Annotated in this window: 15 protein-coding genes; 12 read left to right on the forward strand and 3 right to left on the reverse strand. The window is 69.5% G+C overall.

Annotation, left to right across the window (positions count from 1 at the left end):
* The first annotated feature begins 287 nt into the window (after positions 1-287).
* A complete protein-coding gene (locus tag C8D93_RS17940; RefSeq protein ID WP_110266619.1) occupies positions 288-2,444 on the forward strand; it encodes a primosomal protein N' in 2,157 nt (718 codons plus the stop codon).
* Between the two features lie 7 nt (positions 2,445-2,451).
* Here C8D93_RS17940 and C8D93_RS17945 read toward each other — a convergent pair whose 3' ends face one another.
* Positions 2,452-4,257, reverse strand: coding sequence for an amidase family protein (locus C8D93_RS17945; protein ID WP_110266620.1), 1,806 nt, complete (start codon positions 4,255-4,257; stop codon positions 2,452-2,454).
* Between the two features lie 99 nt (positions 4,258-4,356).
* On the opposite strand from C8D93_RS17945, the gene C8D93_RS17950 reads away from it, so the two are divergent.
* Genes C8D93_RS17950 through C8D93_RS17965 form a run of 4 tightly spaced genes read left to right on the forward strand, consistent with a single transcriptional unit; the run spans position 4,357 to position 7,783 of the window.
* Positions 4,357-4,650: a DUF5808 domain-containing protein gene (locus C8D93_RS17950; RefSeq protein WP_146216649.1), complete on the forward strand. Its 294-nt coding sequence runs from the start codon at positions 4,357-4,359 to the stop codon at positions 4,648-4,650.
* On the forward strand, positions 4,626-5,339 hold the full coding sequence (locus C8D93_RS17955; protein WP_110266622.1) for an alpha/beta hydrolase: 714 nt from the start codon (positions 4,626-4,628) through the stop codon (positions 5,337-5,339). The genes C8D93_RS17950 and C8D93_RS17955 overlap by 25 nt, the downstream gene beginning before the upstream one ends.
* Positions 5,340-5,390: 51 nt before the next feature.
* The gene (gene argS / locus C8D93_RS17960) at positions 5,391-7,187 is read left to right on the forward strand and encodes an arginine--tRNA ligase (RefSeq protein WP_110266623.1); all 1,797 of its coding nucleotides are present in this window, start codon (positions 5,391-5,393) and stop codon (positions 7,185-7,187) included.
* 2 nt (positions 7,188-7,189) lie between these two features.
* On the forward strand, positions 7,190-7,783 hold the full coding sequence (locus C8D93_RS17965) for an SPOR domain-containing protein (RefSeq protein WP_110266624.1): 594 nt from the start codon (positions 7,190-7,192) through the stop codon (positions 7,781-7,783).
* Positions 7,784-7,929: 146 nt separating this feature from the next.
* On the opposite strand, the gene C8D93_RS17970 is transcribed toward C8D93_RS17965, so the two are convergent.
* Entirely contained in the window at positions 7,930-8,739 is an 810-nt protein-coding gene (locus C8D93_RS17970) for an SDR family oxidoreductase (protein WP_110266673.1), read from the reverse strand.
* A gap of 125 nt (positions 8,740-8,864) precedes the next feature.
* Between C8D93_RS17970 and C8D93_RS17975 the strand changes: the two genes are divergently transcribed.
* The 7 genes from C8D93_RS17975 to C8D93_RS18005 all read left to right on the forward strand — a co-directional run bounded on the left by C8D93_RS17975 (position 8,865) and on the right by C8D93_RS18005 (position 15,342).
* Complete coding sequence (locus C8D93_RS17975; protein WP_110266625.1) at positions 8,865-10,154, forward strand: alkaline phosphatase PhoX; 1,290 nt, start codon at positions 8,865-8,867, stop codon at positions 10,152-10,154.
* Between the two features lie 72 nt (positions 10,155-10,226).
* Complete coding sequence (locus C8D93_RS17980; RefSeq protein ID WP_110266626.1) at positions 10,227-10,484, forward strand: type II toxin-antitoxin system Phd/YefM family antitoxin; 258 nt, start codon at positions 10,227-10,229, stop codon at positions 10,482-10,484.
* Positions 10,472-10,840, forward strand: coding sequence for a type II toxin-antitoxin system RelE/ParE family toxin (locus C8D93_RS17985; protein ID WP_110266627.1), 369 nt, complete (start codon positions 10,472-10,474; stop codon positions 10,838-10,840). The genes C8D93_RS17980 and C8D93_RS17985 overlap by 13 nt, the downstream gene beginning before the upstream one ends.
* Before the next feature lie 146 nt (positions 10,841-10,986).
* Positions 10,987-13,266, forward strand: coding sequence for a DNA helicase II (uvrD, locus tag C8D93_RS17990; protein ID WP_110266628.1), 2,280 nt, complete (start codon positions 10,987-10,989; stop codon positions 13,264-13,266).
* A 135-nt stretch (positions 13,267-13,401) separates the two neighbouring features.
* Positions 13,402-14,226 (forward strand): M90 family metallopeptidase, encoded by an 825-nt coding sequence (locus C8D93_RS17995; RefSeq protein WP_245903982.1) that lies wholly within the window; start codon positions 13,402-13,404, stop codon positions 14,224-14,226.
* Entirely contained in the window at positions 14,223-14,618 is a 396-nt protein-coding gene (locus C8D93_RS18000; RefSeq protein ID WP_110266629.1) for a hypothetical protein, read from the forward strand. Before C8D93_RS17995 ends, C8D93_RS18000 begins: the two co-directional genes overlap by 4 nt.
* Positions 14,619-14,682: 64 nt before the next feature.
* Entirely contained in the window at positions 14,683-15,342 is a 660-nt protein-coding gene (locus tag C8D93_RS18005; RefSeq protein ID WP_110266630.1) for a DUF4097 family beta strand repeat-containing protein, read from the forward strand.
* On the opposite strand, the gene C8D93_RS18010 is transcribed toward C8D93_RS18005, so the two are convergent.
* The gene (locus tag C8D93_RS18010) at positions 15,330-16,313 is read right to left on the reverse strand and encodes an AraC-like ligand-binding domain-containing protein (RefSeq protein ID WP_170124097.1); all 984 of its coding nucleotides are present in this window, start codon (positions 16,311-16,313) and stop codon (positions 15,330-15,332) included. The genes C8D93_RS18005 and C8D93_RS18010 overlap by 13 nt on opposite strands.
* Positions 16,314-16,320: the final 7 nt, after the last annotated feature.

Genomic DNA, 16,320 nt, shown 5'->3' on the forward strand with positions numbered 1-16,320 from the left:
CGCAAGACTAGCAGTCCACCCGGTCTGCGGACCGGGTTTCGCACCGATATGATGCGGGTCCGCACATGTGACCGGGCGTTCCTTATGCACAACGCAGCAGGATCACGGGCGGCCGACATAATCAAGTCCGACTTCCGTCAAAATCTCGTCATGTTCTTGCAAGCCAATGATTGTGATGATGATATTCCGGGAACTCGGACGATGATGGCGCGCTTGGGCCGCGCGGCCGATAAAGGCCACTCCGGCGACGGATCGCGCATCCACACAGTTATCCACAGGCTCTGAGCATGCTGGCCGCGGCAATCTGCCTGCCGGTTCCGCTGCGTCGCAGCTTCGACTACCGGGTCGACGCGGCGCTGGCTGGCCGGCTGCGCCGCGGCTGCCGCGTACGGGTGCCGTTCGGGCGGCGCACGCTGGTGGGTGTCGTCGTCGGCGCACCGCGCGAGTTGCCCGAAGGCGCCGACGAACTGCGCGACATCGAGGCGGTGCTCGATGACGAGCCGCCGATCCCGGCGGAACTGCTCGCGCTGTGCGAGTGGGCCGCCGACTACTACCTGCACCCGCTGGGCGAGGTGCTCGCTGCCGCCCTGCCGGCGGCGCTGCGCCGCGGCGCGATGCCGGCCACCGCGCAGACCGAGGGCTACGCGCTGACCGCGGCCGGACGCGCGGCGCTCGAGACCCTGCCGCCGCGACACCGCGCGCAGCGCAGCCTGCTGCAGGCCCTGAGCACCGCGCCGCGGTCCCGCGCCGATCTGGTCGCCACGGCGGCGGTGCTGCGCCGCGCACTCGACGCCGGCTGGATCGAAGCCGCCGACGCGCCGGCGGCGACGCCCGCAAGTGGGACGCCGACACCCACGCCCGAGCAGGCGGCAGCGCTCGACCGGCTGGCCGCCGGCGATGCCGGCTTTGCCGTCCACCTGCTGGAAGGCGTGACCGGCAGCGGCAAGACCGAGCTCTACCTGCGGCGGATCGAGGCCGCGCTCGCCGAGGGCCGCCAGGCGCTGCTGCTGGCGCCGGAGATCAGCCTGACCCCGCAGCTCGATGCGCGGCTGCGCGAGCGCTTCGGCGACGGCGTCCACCGCTTCCACTCGACGCTGACCGATCGCGCGCGCGAGCAGGTGTGGCTGCGCGCCCGCGACGGGCGCGCGCGCATCGTCGTCGGCACGCGATCCGCCGTATGGCTGCCGTTCGCACGGCTCGGGCTGATCGTCGTCGACGAGGAACACGACACCTCGTACAAGCAGCAGGACGGCTTCCGCTACTCGGCGCGCGACGTCGCCATCCTGCGCGCGCAGCGGCTCGACGTGCCGGTGCTGCTCGGCACCGCGACGCCGTCGCTGGAGAGCCTGCACAACGCCCGCAGCGGACGCTATCGCCACATCCGCCTGCAGCGCCGCGTCCACGACACGCCGCCGCCGCAGGTGCGGGTGCTCGACGTCCGCGGCCTGCCGCTGGATCACGGCCTGTCCCCGCCGCTGCTGCAGGCTGTCGACCGTCATCTCGACCAGGGCGGGCAGGCGCTGCTGTTTCTCAACCGGCGCGGCTATGCGCCGGTGCTGCTGTGCCATGCCTGCGGATGGAACGCCCCGTGCACGCACTGCGACGCCCACCTGACCCTGCACCGGGGACGCAACCGCCTGATCTGTCATCACTGCGGTGCGCAGCAGGCGGTGCCGCGCCACTGCCCGTCATGCTCGGCGACCAGCCTGATCGCCGTCGGCGCGGGGACCGAACGCATCGAACAGGCGCTGGCCAACCGCTTCCCGCAGTACCGCGTCGCGCGCTTCGACTCGGACCGCATCACCAGCCACGAGGCGCTCGAACGCCAGCTCGCCGACATCCGCGACGGCCGGACGCAGATCCTCGTCGGCACGCAGATCCTCGCCAAGGGGCACGACTTTCCCGGCCTGTCGCTGGTCGGCATCGTCTCCGCCGACCAGGCGCTGTACGGCACCGATTTCCGTGCCGTGGAGCGCATGGGCCAGCTCGTGACCCAGGTGGCTGGGCGCGCCGGACGTGCCGGCCAGCCGGGCGAGGTCTGGCTGCAGACGCACGAGCCCGAACACCCGCTGCTGCAGACGCTGGCCCGGGACGGTTACGGCGCGCTGTGCGACGCATTGCTGGCCGAGCGGCGCGACACCGGCCTGCCGCCGTACGCACACCTGGCCCTGCTGCGGGCGGAGGCGCGCGAAGCAGGGCAGGCGCTGCGCTTCCTGCAGCTCGTTCGCCCCTGCTTCGAGGCGCCCGACGTCACCGTCTACGAGCCGCTGCCGTCGGGCATGGAACGGCGCGCCGGCCTGGCGCGCGCCCAGCTGCTGCTGCAGTCCGCCAGCCGCGCCGCGCTGCACCGCAGCCTCGGCGCGGCGGTGGCGAGGCTCCAGCAGATGCCGGAGGCGCGCCGCCTGCGCTGGTCGGTGGACGTGGACCCCTACGATCTGATGTGACGCCGCCTCAGGTTCCGGTCAGCTCGCGCAGCGCCTGCAGGTAGACCTCCACCGGCAGATCCTCCGGCGCGACCGAGGTGGCCGTCATCAGCGCCTGCTGCTGATGCGCATTGAACGCGGCGATGCTCGGGTGCAGGCTGAGCAGCGACGGCAGCAGCGCCGGCGGCGCGCGGTGATGCGTGGCCTGCTCGTAGTCGTAGGCGATGCCGATGCCGGTGCCCTCGTCGAAGCGGCGCACGAAAATCTCCATGCCGCGCGGTACGCCGACCGTCTCGTCGAAGCCCACCGGCACGACGATCGACCCCATCTGCGTCGTCGAGCCGAAATCGCAGGTGCGTCCGCCGGTCGGGCCCGGCGACAGCAGCAGCGCATCGAGCCGCACCGGCGCGCCGCTGTCGTCGAGCACCGGTTCGCCGTCGGCGTCGACCAGCGCGTCCATGACGCCGGTGACGTAGGCGCGCATGTCGACGATGGCCTGCAGTTCGGCCTCGGTCGGCTCCTGGTCGGGATCGGAGAGGGCCACCGTGCCCATGATGCCGGCCGAGCGGGCATCGACCAGCAGCGTCTCGACGATGCCGTCGCGCAGCAGGCAGGACTCGCGACCGTTGGCCGAGGTGGCGAAGGTGCTGCTGACGCAGTGGCGCGCGCTGTGCCCGCCTTCGAGTTCGAACTGGCGGAAGTAGTCGTTCATGTCGAAATGCCGCGAACCGGCGCCCAGGCTGGCGAAGTCCGGCAACCAGACGTCATGGATGATCGCGCCCATGTCCGCGAGCTGCTCGACCGCCGCGGCGATCAACGCACCCTGCGCATCGGTACCGGCCGGACTGGTGTTGCTGCCGAGCTGGCGCAGCACGCCGATGTGCCGGCCGGCAACGCCGTGCGTCGCGCGGTCGAGGTACCGGGCGTAGGACGCCGGACGCGCCTCGGCCGGGTAGTCGAGGGTTTTGGGGTCGCGCGGGTCCACGCCGGCCATCGCCGTGAGCATCAGTGCCGCGTCGCGCACGGTGCGCGTCATCGGCCCGCCGGTGTCGCGCTGGTGCGACAGCGGAAAGATGCCGTGCTGCGAGATCACGCCGAGGCTCGGGCGGATGCCGACCAGACCGTTGACCGAACTCGGATGCCGGATCGACTGGCAGGTATCCGAGCCGGTGCCGCCGAGCGCGAAATTGGCGGCGATGGACGCGCCGGTGCCCGACGACGATCCGGCCGGACTCTGGCTGGTGTTGTACGGGTTCGTCACCTGGATCGCGCGACCGGAAAAGCCGGTGGTGAAGAACGCGAACTCGTCCTGGTTCGCCTTGCCGAGAATCACCGCGCCGGCCTTGCGCAGACCGGCCACCGAATGCGCATCGACGCCGGCCTGATGTCCGAGCATCGCGTACGAGCCCTGCGTGGACGGATGGTCGTAGGTGTCGTAGTTGTCCTTGAGCAGCACCGGCATGCAGTGCAGCGCGCGTTCGCCGATGCCGCCGTCGCGCGCATACAGCGCGTCCAGCGCGGCGGCCTCGTCGAGCGCATGCGGATTGATCATCAGCACGCCGCGCACCGGCAGCAGGCCGCTCGGTTGCGGCGCGTCGTTGTAGGCGAAGATGCGGTCGATGTACATCTGCGTGAGACCGACGCAACTCAGCGTGCTGCCGTCGGCCAGCGTTCGCCTTCCGGCCAGTGCGTCGTGGACCTGCAACAGGTCGGCCTCGATCAGTGCGAAGGGCTCGGCCTCGCTCGTGGGAAGCGCCGGGCCGGGCCGGTCGCTGCCGCCACAGGCGGCCAGCGCCAGCACCGCCGCGAGCGGCAGTGGACTACGGATCGTCATGGTGTTTTCTCTCCCGCGCGGCCCGATCGGCCACGTCTGACAGGCGTGGACGCACGATCCGCGCCAGAGACGGGCGAATGTCGTGCCCACCGATCGTCCATGCGCGCTACAGTGGCGGCGGACCCCGTCAAGGAACGCATCGTGACGCCGCAACAGATCCAGCAGGCCGAGTGGGAAAACCCCGCCAACTGGAGCACGCGCGGGCCGCTCGGCGTCTATTTCAGCAAGGCCGACCCGCGCATCTGGGTGCCCAAGACACGGCCCGGCCTCGGCTGGACCGTCAACCTCGCGCACCCCGCCGGCGTCGCCTGGATGTTCGGCCTGCTGCTGTTGCCGACGGCGGTGCTGATCGGCGTGCTGGCCTTCGCATGTCCCTGCGCCGGCGCGGGCTGATCGCCGGCCGCGGCCTCGCGGCGGCGCTGCTGCTGGCCGGGGGTGCCGCCGCGGGCGCCGGGCCCGTGCTCGATTCGCTGCCGATGACCGTCGACCCGTCGGCAACCTACCTGCTCTACCTGCACGGACGGATCATCGAGGATCGCGGCCCGCGGGCGATGCACCCGCAGTGGGGACTCTACGACCTGGAAGCGGTGAGCCGCGCGCTGGCGGCGCGCGATGCGATCGTGGTCGCGCGACAGCGCGCACCCGGCAGCCGCGTGCGCGAGGACGCCGAAGCGGTGCAGGAGCAGGTGCGCGCCCTGCTCGCCGCCGGCGTGCCGGCGCCGCGCATCGTCGTCGTCGGCTTCTCCAAGGGGGCGGCCATTGCGATGCTCGCCGCCGCCGGTCTGCCCGAGCCGCTGCGGCTGGTCGTGCTGGCCGGCTGCGCACCCGGCATGCGCGGGCCGCTGACGCTCTCCGCCCATGTGCTGTCGATCCACGAGCGTTCGGACCCGCTCGGCGAAAGCTGCGCGGCGCTGCTGTCCGGCGGCGGCGAGGCGTCCTTCACCGAAATCGCCATCGCCACCGGCCGCAGCCACGGCGCCTTCTTCCTGCCGCAGGACGAATGGGTCGTTCCGCTGCTGGATTGGGTGCACGGCACCGACCCGGCCGGCGCGCAACCGGCAGAACCGCGCCCCGCCCCGTGACGGCCTGCCGTAAGGGGTAGAATTCGCGGCCTTTTGCTGCGAGCGGTATCGATGAAAGAACACCTGCAGGAGCTGCTGGCCACGGCGCTCAAGCGCACCCTGGCCGACGCCGGCGCCGATCTGGCGCCGACGATCCAGCTCGACGCGACGCGCGACGCGAAGTTCGGCGACTTCCAGACCAACCTGGCCCTGCAGATCGCCAAGCCGCTGGGCAAGCCGCCGCGCGCCATCGCCGAAATCCTGATGCGCCACCTGCCGGAGTCGACGCGCGTGGCCAAGGTCGAGGTTGCCGGCCCCGGCTTCATCAACTTCTTTCTCGCGCAGGCGGCATTCCAGTCGGTGGTGTCCGAGGTGCTCGCCCAGGGCGAGACCTACGGCTGCGACGATTCGGGGCGCAAGGGGCGGATCAACGTCGAGTACGTCTCGGCGAATCCCACCGGACCGATGCACGTCGGCCACGGCCGCGGCGCCGCCTACGGCGACTCCATGGCCAAGCTGCTCGCCGCCACCGGCTGGACGGTGTGGCGCGAGTACTACATCAACGACGCCGGCCGCCAGGTGGACGTGCTCGCGACCAGCGTGTGGACGCGCTACCTGCAGGCCTGCGGCGAGACCCTCGAAATTGCCCGCCGCGGCTACCCGGCGGACTACATCAGGCAGACCGCGGCGACGCTCATCGATCAGCACGGCGAGGCCTTCCGCAAGCCGGCCGCCGAAGTGCTGGCCGGCCTGCCGCCCGACCCGGCGACGCCGGACAATGCGACCGACGCGCAGAAGGACGAGGCCAAGACGCAGCAGGAGCGCTATCTCGACGCGCTGATCGAGCGCGCGAAATCGCTGCTCGGTGACGGCTACGCGCAGATCCAGGCCGCCGCACTCGCCGACCAGCTCGCGACCATCCGCAAGACGCTCGCGGACTTCAACGTGAGCTTCGACCAGTGGACCTCGGAGAAGACCCTGGTCGACAGCGGCTTCGTCGCCAAGGCGCTGGCGCAGCTCGCGGACAAGGGCCTCACCTACGAGAAGGACGGCGCGCTGTGGATGCGCACCGAGGCTTTCGGTGACGAAAAGGACCGCGTGCTGGTCAAGGCCGACGGCGCCGCGACCTATTTCTGCAACGATCTCGCGTACCACATCGACAAGCTCGCGCGCACGCAGGGCGAGAGCAGCGTGCCGCCGGTGCTGATGGACGTCTGGGGCGCCGACCACCACGGCTACATCGCGCGGGTGCGCGCCGCCATCGAGGCGCTCACCGGCCGCAAGGACGCGCTCAACGTGCAGCTCATCCAGTTCGTCACGCTGTCGAGCGGCCGCATGGGCAAGCGCAGCGGCAACTTCGTCACGCTGCAGGACCTCATCGACGAGGCCGGCGCCGATGCGACGCGCTTCTTCTTCCTGATGCGCTCGCACGACCAGCACCTGGAGTTCGACATCGACCTCGCGCGCTCGCAGTCGAACGACAACCCGGTCTACTACGTGCAGTACGCGCATGCGCGCATCTGCAGCGTGTTCCAGCAGCTCGCCGACAAGAACGGGCAGTGGGACGCGGATACCGCGCGCCTGACCCTGCACCGGCTGACCAACGAGCACGAGAAGGCGCTGCTGACGCTGCTCGCGCGCTATCCGGAGATGCTCGAGCGCGCAGCGGCGGCGTACACGCCGCATACCGTCGTGTTCTTCCTCAAGGACGTCGCCGAGGCCCTGCACAGCTACTACAACGTGCACCGCTTCCTCGTCGAGGACGATCCGGAGCTGCAGGCCGCCCGCCTCGCGCTGATCCAGGCCACCGGCCAGGTGATCCGCAACGGCCTCGCAATCCTCGGCGTGTCCGCGCCGGAGAAGATGTAACCATGGCCCGCGACTACGCACAGCGCGGCCGCAGCAGCGGCCGGCATCAGGCCCGGGGCCGCGGATCGTCCGCCCGCAGCGGGCTGCCGGGATGGATCTGGATGGTCGTCGGCCTCTCGGCCGGCCTGGTCGTCGCCGCCTTCGTCTACATCTCGCGGCCGGTCGAGCAGAAGACCATTGTGCGCACCGAGCCGGCGGTCGTGCCGGCCAAGCCGAACAAGAACGCGCCGATCCCGCTGCCGCCGAAGGAGAAGGCGCGCTTCACCTTCTACGAGATCCTCAAGAGCCAGGAAGTCGTCGTGCCCAAGGAACAGGCGCGCGACCCGGATGCCCCCGCGCCCGGCGCCGCGCCGGCCGGCAGCGACCGCTACATCATCCAGGTGGCCTCGTTCCGCGCGCAGGACGATGCCGAGCGGCAGAAGGCCAGCCTTGCGCTGATCGGCATCGAGTCACGCATCGAAAGCGTGACCATCGACGACAAGGACACCTACTACCGCGTACGCGTCGGCCCGGAGAACGACTGGCGCAAGGTGCAGTCGACGATGGCGCGCCTCGACGAGAACGGCATCGAGGCCTTGTTGATCAAGCTGCAGTAAGGCGCGGCTCAAGCCGCAGCCATGACGCTTCGCTCAAGCCATCCGTGGCGCAACCGCAGCGCCGACCGAAGCCCCTGCCCGGCCATCCTTGGCCGGGCGTTCGGGATCGCTGCGAGTGCCATCGGCACTCGCAAAGACACGATCCCTCACCCCAACAACTGCTTCGCGATCAGGCTGCGATACGCCCCGTCCGGCACGACGCGGCGCATCGCCAGCAGGCCCTTGGCGTCGTTGCCGATGACGTAGCGCAGCCGCGAGGAGCCGTCGGTCGCGGCCTTCCAGATCGCATCGGCCACGGCGTCGGCCTCCGCCCCCTTGTTCACCGCGTTGCCCATGCGCCGCATGCCCTTGTCGACGATGGCGTTGTACGCACTCAGCTCGCGGTCGTGGACGAAATCCGCGGAGCGCTCGTAGAAGTCGGTCTTGATCGCACCCGGTTCGATCAGCTTCACGCGGATGCCCAGCGGCGCGAGTTCGAAGGCCAGCGACTCGGTGAAACCGTCGACCGCCCACTTGGTCGCGTGGTAGACGCTGTAGAACGGGAACGTGAGCCGCCCACCCATGCTGGCGACATTGACCAGCGTGCCCTCGCCCTGCTCGCGGAACTGCGGGATCAGCGCGCGACACATGCGCATCAGGCCGAAGACATTGGTCTCGAACTGGCGCTGGATGCGGTCCTCATCCATCGACTCGAAGGTGCCGACGAGGCTGTAGCCGGCGTTGTTTACCAGCACGTCGATGCGGCCGAAACGCTCGTTGGCGGCCTTGATCGCGGCGGCGATCGAATCGGCATCGGTCACGTCCAGCCGCGTCACCAGCCAGCGGCCGTCCTCTCGTTCGGACTTGGGCGTGCGCATGGTCGCAACCACGTTCCAGCCGCGCGCGAAGAACAGCTCCGCGGTCGCCCTGCCGATGCCGGTGCTGGCGCCGGTGATGAGGATGGTCTTCATGGTCATGCCCCCGTCGTCGATGTCCGGGCAGTGTATCGGCCGCAGGCCGGGTGCGGGCATCGCCCACTTCATCGGCGTGTCGCAATCGGCGACTATGCTGGTGCGTTCCTTCCCGCACCCTGCCGCCCGCCATGCTGCTCCGATCCGCCTCGCCCTGGAAACGTCCGATCTCCCGCCGCCAGCTGCTCAGCGGCGGCGCACAGGCTGTCGGCTACTTCGCGCTGGCGCGCGCGCTGACCGGCTGCGGATCGAGCAGCAATGGCAGCGGCGCGGGCGGCGCCGGCCGGCTCGGCAACATCGGCCCGCTCGGCGAACCGCTGGATATCGGCATCCGCATTCCCGAAGGCTTCACCGCCCGCGTGATCGCCGAGGCCAACCGCATCGTGCCCAACACCAGCCTGCTGTGGCACACCGACCCGGACGGCGCAGCCACCTACGCCACCGACGACGGTGGCTGGATCTACGTCTCCAACCGCGAGTTCCTGCCGGGCGGCGCCAACGCGCTGCGCTTCGATGCCAGCGGCGAGATCGTCGACGGCTACAACGTGCTGTCGGGCCTGGTCTCGCGCATCAACTGCGGCGGCGGCATCTCGCCGTGGAACACCTGGTTCTCCGGCGAGGAATACGAGCTGGGCCTGATCTGGGAGTGCGATCCCTTCGGCAACGCGCTCGCGCGCCCGCTGCGCGCGCTCGGCACCTTCGCCCACGAAGCCGCCGCGGTCGACCCGCGCACGAACTACGTCTACGAAACCGAGGACGAGTCCGACGGCCGCTTCTACCGCTTCGTGCCGGACACGCCCAACGTCGGCGGCCGCGCCGACCTGACCGCCGGCACGCTGCAGGTCATGCGCGTGCTCGCCACCCAGGACGAGGTCGATGCCCCCGGCACCTTCGGCCCGCTGCCGGTCGAATGGCTAACCGTGCCCAACCCGAATCCCGTACTCGGCGGCGTGCTCACCGGCGATCCGACGCGCCTGCAGGTGCCCGAGAGCACCGCCTTCGACGGCGGCGAAGGCATCTGGTATCACGACGGCATCGTCTACTTCGGTACCAAGGGCGACCGCCGCATCTGGGCGCACGACCCGGTCGCGCAGACCGTCGAATGCATCTACGACGACGCGATGTTCGCCGAACCGATCCTCGACTCCGTCGACAACATCGTCATCACCCCGGGCGGCGACCTCATCGTCGTCGAGGACAAGTCCGAAGCCAACCAGCAGGCCGTCGCCATCACCCGCGACAACCGCATCCTGCCGATGATCGAACTCGCCGGGCAGGAAGGCAGCGAAGTCACCGGCCCCGCGTTCTCGCCGGACGGCCGCCACTTCTACTTCAGCTCCCAGCGCGGCCCCGGCGCCAACGGCGTCACCGGATTCGCCGGCATCACCTATTGCGTCAGTGGGCCCTGGTTTGCGGCATGACCTGCCTTGTGCGGGCTCGCCGCTGAACCTGCGCGACTTGCCCATCTCGAAGTGCCACTTTAGTATCACTTCATGCGCACTGAACTCGTTACTACCCTCAAACGCCAAGCGACCGAGCTTCTGTCCGAGATCGAGCAGAGCCGGGAGCCCATCCTCATTACCCAGCACGGCCTGCCCAGCGCCTATCTCGTCGACGTCGAGACGTATGAAGCCTTGCAGCAGCGAATGGGCTTGCTGGAAGGTATCGCCAGAGGAGAGAAGGCCATCGAGGAAGGTCGTACCGTTTCTCATGCCGAAGCGAAGAAGCGCATGGCCAGATGGCTCAGGTAGTCTGGACCGAGCCGGCGCTCACCGATCTCGACGCCATTGCCGACTACATTGCGCTGGAGAATCCCGAGGCGGCTCGGGCGCTGGTGCAAAAGGTGTTTCGGCATGTCGAGCAGCTCGCGCGACACCCCAAGAGCGGACCCAAGCCTCCCGAACTGAAAGGTTGGCGCTACCGGCAGATAATCGAACCTCCCTGCCGTGTCTTCTATCGAGAGGACGGCGAGCGCGTCTACATCCTGTACGTGATGAGGGCCGAGCGGCTGCTGAAACCGAAGCAGCTGACAGCCCGTGCTCGCAGCGTCGAAACGACAACTACTGGTTCGAGGGGACATCCTCGCCTTCGGCGGAAACGTCCTTGAACCTCGCATGCGTTCGACCATGTCAATGTCAGCCGCCAGTCACGCAGGTCGCGGGTACGGCAGCTTCCTGAGGCATTGAAGCTGTAAACGATTCTGTCATTGTGCGTGTCCGGTGGTCCGCAGCCCCCGGCGGTTAAAATCGCCCGATGCGTCTCTCCTCGTTCGATACCTCCCCCCTCGTCGCCTCGCTCAATCCCGCCCAGCGTGACGCCGTGATGGCGCCGCCGGAGCACCGGCTGGTGCTCGCCGGGGCCGGGTCCGGCAAGACGCGGGTGCTGACGCACCGCGTGGCCTGGCTGATTGCGGCGGAGGGCGTCTCGCCGCTGTCGATTCTCGCGGTCACCTTCACCAACAAGGCGGCGGCGGAGATGCGTTCGCGCATCGAGCAGCTGGTGGATGTGCCGATCCGGGCGATGTGGGTGGGCACGTTCCACGGCATCGCGCATCGCATGCTGCGCATGCACTATCGCGAAGCCGATCTGCCGCAGAACTTCCAGATTCTCGACGCCGACGACCAGGTAAGACTGGTCAAGCGCGTGCTCAAGGGACTGGACCTGCCGGACGACCAGTGGCCGCCGAAGACCGTGGCGGGCTGGATCAATGCGCAGAAGGAGGAGGCGCGCCGACCGCAGCACTTCGCCGACGAAGGCGACTACACGCAGCGCCAGTTCGTGCGCATCTACACCGCCTACGAGACGGCCTGCCAGCGTCAGGGCGTGGTCGACTTTGCCGAGCTGCTGCTGCGCGCCTACGAGCTGACGCGCGACGTGGAGGAGATCCAGGTGCACTACCGGCGCCGCTTCCGCCACATCCTCGTCGACGAGTTCCAGGACACCAACACGCTGCAGTACCGCTGGCTGCGCACACTGGCCGGACCGACGGGTGTGCTGTTCGCGGTGGGTGATGACGACCAGAGCGTGTACTCCTGGCGCGGTGCCCGCGTCGAGAACATGATGCGGCTGCCGACGGATTTTCCCGGCTGCGAGATCGTGCGGCTGGAGCAGAACTACCGATCCACCGGCGCGATCCTCAACGCTGCCAATGGCCTGATCGCGCGCAATACCTCGCGGCTCGGCAAGGAGCTGTGGACGGACACCGGCGCCGGCGAGCCGGTGCAGCTCTATGCGGCCTACAACGAGTACGACGAGGCGGAGTTCGTCATCAACCGCATCCGCGAGCACGTGGATGGCGGCCACCGCTACGACGATACCGCCGTGCTGTACCGCATGGGCGCGCAGTCGCGCGTGCTCGAAGAGACGCTGATCCGTGCGCGCATGCCGTACCGCATCTACGGCGGCCTGCGCTTCTTCGAACGCCAGGAGATCAAGGACGCGCTTGCCTACCTGCGGCTGCTGCACAACCGTGACGACGACAGCGGTTTCGAGCGCGTGGTGAACGTGCCGACACGCGGTATCGGCAGCACGACGGTGGAGAAGCTGCGCGACTACGCGCGCAGTCACAACCTGTCGCTGTGGGCGGCGGCGCGCGTCGGCGGCGATGCGGCGCTGGGCCGATCCGCGGCGCGCGTGCGCGAATTCGTCGCGCTGATCGAGTCGATGGCGACGGAGACGAAGGAGCTGTCGCTGTCGAAGACGACGGAGCGCGTGATCGAGCGTTCCGGCCTGCGCGGTCACTACGAGAAAGGGGCACTGTCCGAATCCCGCGCTACGCGCGGGGGCGGCGAACAGGCCGAAGCACGCCTGGAGAACCTCGACGAACTGATCTCGGCGACGCGCAGCTTCGAGCTATCCATCGAACCGCCGGCCGAAGGACAGCCGGAACTCGACCCGCTGACGAACTTCCTGACGCATGCCGCGCTCGAGGCCGGCGAGCAGCAGGCCGGCCCGGGCGAGGACTGCGTGCAGCTGATGACCCTGCACGCGGCCAAGGGCCTGGAGTTTCCGGTGGTGTTCATGGTGGGCATGGAGAACGGGCTGTTCCCGCATGCGCGCGCGACCGACGAGGGCAACCTCGAGGAAGAGCGGCGCCTGTGCTACGTCGGCATTACGCGCGCGCGCCGCCGGCTGTACATGAGCCATGCCGAGCTGCGCCGCCTGCATGGCGTGGAGCAGATCAGCGCGCCGTCGCAGTTCCTGCGCGAGATTCCGGCCGAGGCGATCGTCGAGCTGCGGCCGCGCGCGCACGTCTCGCGCCCCGCATTCGCGCCCGGTGTGCGCGAGCCATATCGCCGGAAATGGGGTGCGGCATCGGCACCGATCAGCCGCACGCGACTGCCGCAGAGCATGCGTCAGACCAGCGGCCCGCAGGGGCTGAACCTCGGCCAGCGCGTGCGCCACGCACGCTTCGGCGAGGGCACGATCCTGCAGTTCGACGGCGATGGCGAGCGCACGCGTGTGGAAGTGCGTTTCGAATCCGCCGGCAGCAAGTGGCTGATGCTGTCGGTCGCCAATCTGGTGCCGGCCTAGATTTGTGCCCGGTAATCACGCATTGGCGGGAGGGACGGCTCAGCCGTCACCGCGCTACGCGCGGCCCTCTCCCGCCCCTTCGGGGCACCCTCTCCCGCAAGCGGGCGAGGGGATCGGTGCGGCGAGCGCATTGAATTGAGCAACGTCGCTCCCGAGGCCGTCGTCGCACTGGCGATTGCGCTGGCGCTGTTGCTGCGCTGGATGTTCCGGTCGCGCCCGCCGCGCGTCGTCGCCGCGGAACCGGCTGGCTGGCGCGAACGCATCGACACGCTGGTCCCGCAGGCGGCGCTTGTGCCCGATGAGCGGAAGGACCGGTATCGGAACGCGGTCGGCCGCTTCCTGCGCGAGAAGCGCTTCGTCGGCTGCAACGGCCTGGAGGTCACCGACGACATGCGCATCGCCGTTGCCGGCCTCGCCTGCCTGCTGCTGCTGCGCGACGGCGCAAGGCTGTTCCCGATGGTGCGCGCGGTGCTGCTGTACCCGGATCGCTTCTATGTGCGCCACGAGGAACCGGACGAGTTCGGGCTCGTCAGCGACGAGCCGGTCGAGCAGCTCGGGGAGTCCTGGGAGGGCGACCGCGTGATCCTGTCGTGGGCGGACGTGCAGGCAGCGCTGGACGGGGACGAAGTCAACGTCGTGCTTCATGAGTTCGCACACCAGCTCGACGACGAGAACCCGGAAACGGAAGGCGCGCCGGCGATGCGCGACTACGCGCGCTGGTCGGAGATCATGGATCGCGAGTTCAAGCGCCTGCAGCGCCACCGCCGTCCGCCGGTGCTCGACCCCTACGGCGCCGAAAGTCCGGGCGAGTTCTTTGGCGTGGTCACCGAGGCCTTCTTCCAGCGCGGGCCGGCGCTGGCGCGTCACCACGCCGAGCTGTACGCACTGCTCCGCGACTACTATGGCGTGGAGACGGCGCACCGCGCGCTGTGGCCGGAACACGCAGGGGACGACCGATGACGGCGAACGATGATGACGTGCTCGGCCTGATCGCCCGCGACCGCAAACTCGACGCGATCAAGCTGCTGCGCGAGACCCGTGGCCTGGGCTTGGCCGAGGCCAAGGCGGAAGTCGAGCGCCTGTCCGGCACCTTGACGTCGATGCGTCCGCCGCCGTCACCCTCGACGCCGCAGTCGCGGCACGTGGATCAGGAAGTGCGCCAGCTCGCGCAGTCGGGCCAGCGCATCGCGGCGATCAAGCTGCTGCGCGAACGCAACCGGCTCGGCCTGAAGCAGGCCAAGGAACTGCTTGACGCCACGGTGCCGCCTGCGCCGGGCCGCCCGCTGTCTGCGTGGGTTTTCGTGGCCGCCGTGATCGCCGCGGCGGCCGCGGTGGCCTGGTTCGCGCGCTGAGCATTCAAACCCGCGCGGCCGGCCAGGCGTCAAAGCGCGGTTCATCGACTGCAGGGAGCCCGCCATGTCTCGTCTTCGACCGTTCGCCTTCGCGGCGCTGCTCGCACTGCCGCTGGCCGCCTGCGCCGACATCAACGTCGGGCGCATCGACTCGCCCGGCTCGAGCTTCGACACCGTCAACGGCAGCATCCGGGTGGGCGCGAACTCGGTCGTCGGCGACCTGGAGACGGTCAATGGCTCGGTGTTTCTCGGCGACGACAGCCGCGGCGAGGACCTGGAAACGGTCAACGGCGACATTCACGTCGGCGACAACGTGCGCATCGACAGTGCCGAGACGGTGAACGGCGACATCGTCGCCGGTGTCGAGTTGCGCTGCAGCGGCGACCTGGAGACGGTCAATGGCGACATCCGCCTCGGCCGCGGCGCCGACGTCGACGAGAGCGTGGTCACCGTCAATGGCCGCATCCTGCTCGACGGCGCGCGCGTGCGCGGCGCGCTGGAGATCGTTTCCGGCGAGATCGAGACCGGGCGCGGCTCGAAGATCGGCGCGATCACCGTGCATGAGGCGCGCGGATCGAAGACCTCAAAAGGCAAGCCGCGCGTGACCGTCGGGGCCGACAGCGTCGTCGGGCCGATCGTGTTCGAGCAAGCCGGCGAGCTGCGCGTGCACCGCAGCGCCCGCGTCGGAAAGATCAGCGGCGTGGAGCCGGTCTACTTCGACTGAGCCGCAGACGCAGCGCGATAGCCGCGCGGCGAGGCGTCGTAGCGCTGGCGGAACAGGCGCGCGAAGTGCCCCGGATCGTCGAAGCCCCAGTGCGCGGCGATCTCGGTGATCGAGTAGTGCGCCAGCGCCGGGTTCACCAGCGCCTGCCGGCAGCGCTCCAGGCGCTCGCCGCGCACGAAGTCGGCAACGCTGTGCGGCTGCTCCGCGAACAGCGCATGCAGGTAGCGCAGCGAGATGCGGTGTGCGGCCGCGATGCGCGCTGGCGTGAGTTCCGGATCGGCGAGGTGACCGCGGATGAAATCGCAGACCTGCTGGCGCAGCAGCTCGCGGCCCTGCGGCCGGCGCCGGCCGTCGCGATGCAGGCAGGACTGCGCGAACAGTTCCAGCGTGGGCGCGACGATGCCGCAGGCCTCGGAATCCGGCAGCGTCCACACCTCGCGGGTCAGGTTGCGCAGATGCCCGGCGAACAGTGCGCCGAGCCCGCTGCGGCCGTCCTGTGCCACGCCGACGTAATCGGCAGCGTTCGGCAGCACGGCGCGCAAGGCTGCTTCCGGCACCATCAGCGTGAGCTTGTCGAGCGGGCGTAGCACCTCGAAGTCCATGCGCCGCGCCGAGTCCCACAGCACAAACTGCCCGGCGCGCAGCGACACCTCGCGCCCGTCGAGGCGCAGGCGCTCGGCGCCGGAGGCGACGTAGAGGATGTTGTAGAAGTCGCCGGGCGTGCGCGCCAGTTCGGTGGCGGCCCGGTAGCCCGACAGCGGTTCGCAGCGGCAGCGCAGGAACCGCGCATCGCCGATGCGGCGCTGGCGCACACGTGCGCGAAAGTCCGGCTGGGCCCGCGTCTGCACCGACCACGGCAGGAAGTATTCGCCGAGCACGCCGGCCCAGGCGTCGTAGCGCTGCTGCATCGGATGCTGCGTCGACGACCATTCCGACAGGGCGGCACCCGTCTGTGGGCTTGTGGCAGCCATTGTCTCC

This window comes from Sinimarinibacterium flocculans (assembly GCF_003201205.1).
GTDB lineage: Bacteria > Pseudomonadota > Gammaproteobacteria > Nevskiales > Nevskiaceae > Solimonas > Solimonas flocculans.

Excerpts from the sequence above, each read along its gene's own strand:
- C8D93_RS18000 (WP_110266629.1), top strand. The coding sequence starts at position 14,223 with ATGACGGCGAACGATGATGACGTGCTCGGCCTGATCGCCCGCGACCGC.
- C8D93_RS18005 (WP_110266630.1), top strand. The coding sequence starts at position 14,683 with ATGTCTCGTCTTCGACCGTTCGCCTTCGCGGCGCTGCTCGCACTGCCG.
- uvrD (WP_110266628.1), top strand. The coding sequence starts at position 10,987 with ATGCGTCTCTCCTCGTTCGATACCTCCCCCCTCGTCGCCTCGCTCAAT.
- argS (WP_110266623.1), top strand. The coding sequence starts at position 5,391 with ATGAAAGAACACCTGCAGGAGCTGCTGGCCACGGCGCTCAAGCGCACC.
- C8D93_RS17980 (WP_110266626.1), top strand. The coding sequence starts at position 10,227 with ATGCGCACTGAACTCGTTACTACCCTCAAACGCCAAGCGACCGAGCTT.
- C8D93_RS17945 (WP_110266620.1), bottom strand. The coding sequence starts at position 4,257 with ATGACGATCCGTAGTCCACTGCCGCTCGCGGCGGTGCTGGCGCTGGCC.
- C8D93_RS17950 (WP_146216649.1), top strand. The coding sequence starts at position 4,357 with ATGCGCGCTACAGTGGCGGCGGACCCCGTCAAGGAACGCATCGTGACG.
- C8D93_RS17985 (WP_110266627.1), top strand. The coding sequence starts at position 10,472 with ATGGCTCAGGTAGTCTGGACCGAGCCGGCGCTCACCGATCTCGACGCC.
- C8D93_RS17965 (WP_110266624.1), top strand. The coding sequence starts at position 7,190 with ATGGCCCGCGACTACGCACAGCGCGGCCGCAGCAGCGGCCGGCATCAG.
- C8D93_RS17955 (WP_110266622.1), top strand. The coding sequence starts at position 4,626 with ATGTCCCTGCGCCGGCGCGGGCTGATCGCCGGCCGCGGCCTCGCGGCG.
- C8D93_RS18010 (WP_170124097.1), bottom strand. The coding sequence starts at position 16,313 with ATGGCTGCCACAAGCCCACAGACGGGTGCCGCCCTGTCGGAATGGTCG.
- C8D93_RS17940 (WP_110266619.1), top strand. The coding sequence starts at position 288 with ATGCTGGCCGCGGCAATCTGCCTGCCGGTTCCGCTGCGTCGCAGCTTC.
- C8D93_RS17970 (WP_110266673.1), bottom strand. The coding sequence starts at position 8,739 with ATGACCATGAAGACCATCCTCATCACCGGCGCCAGCACCGGCATCGGC.
- C8D93_RS17975 (WP_110266625.1), top strand. The coding sequence starts at position 8,865 with ATGCTGCTCCGATCCGCCTCGCCCTGGAAACGTCCGATCTCCCGCCGC.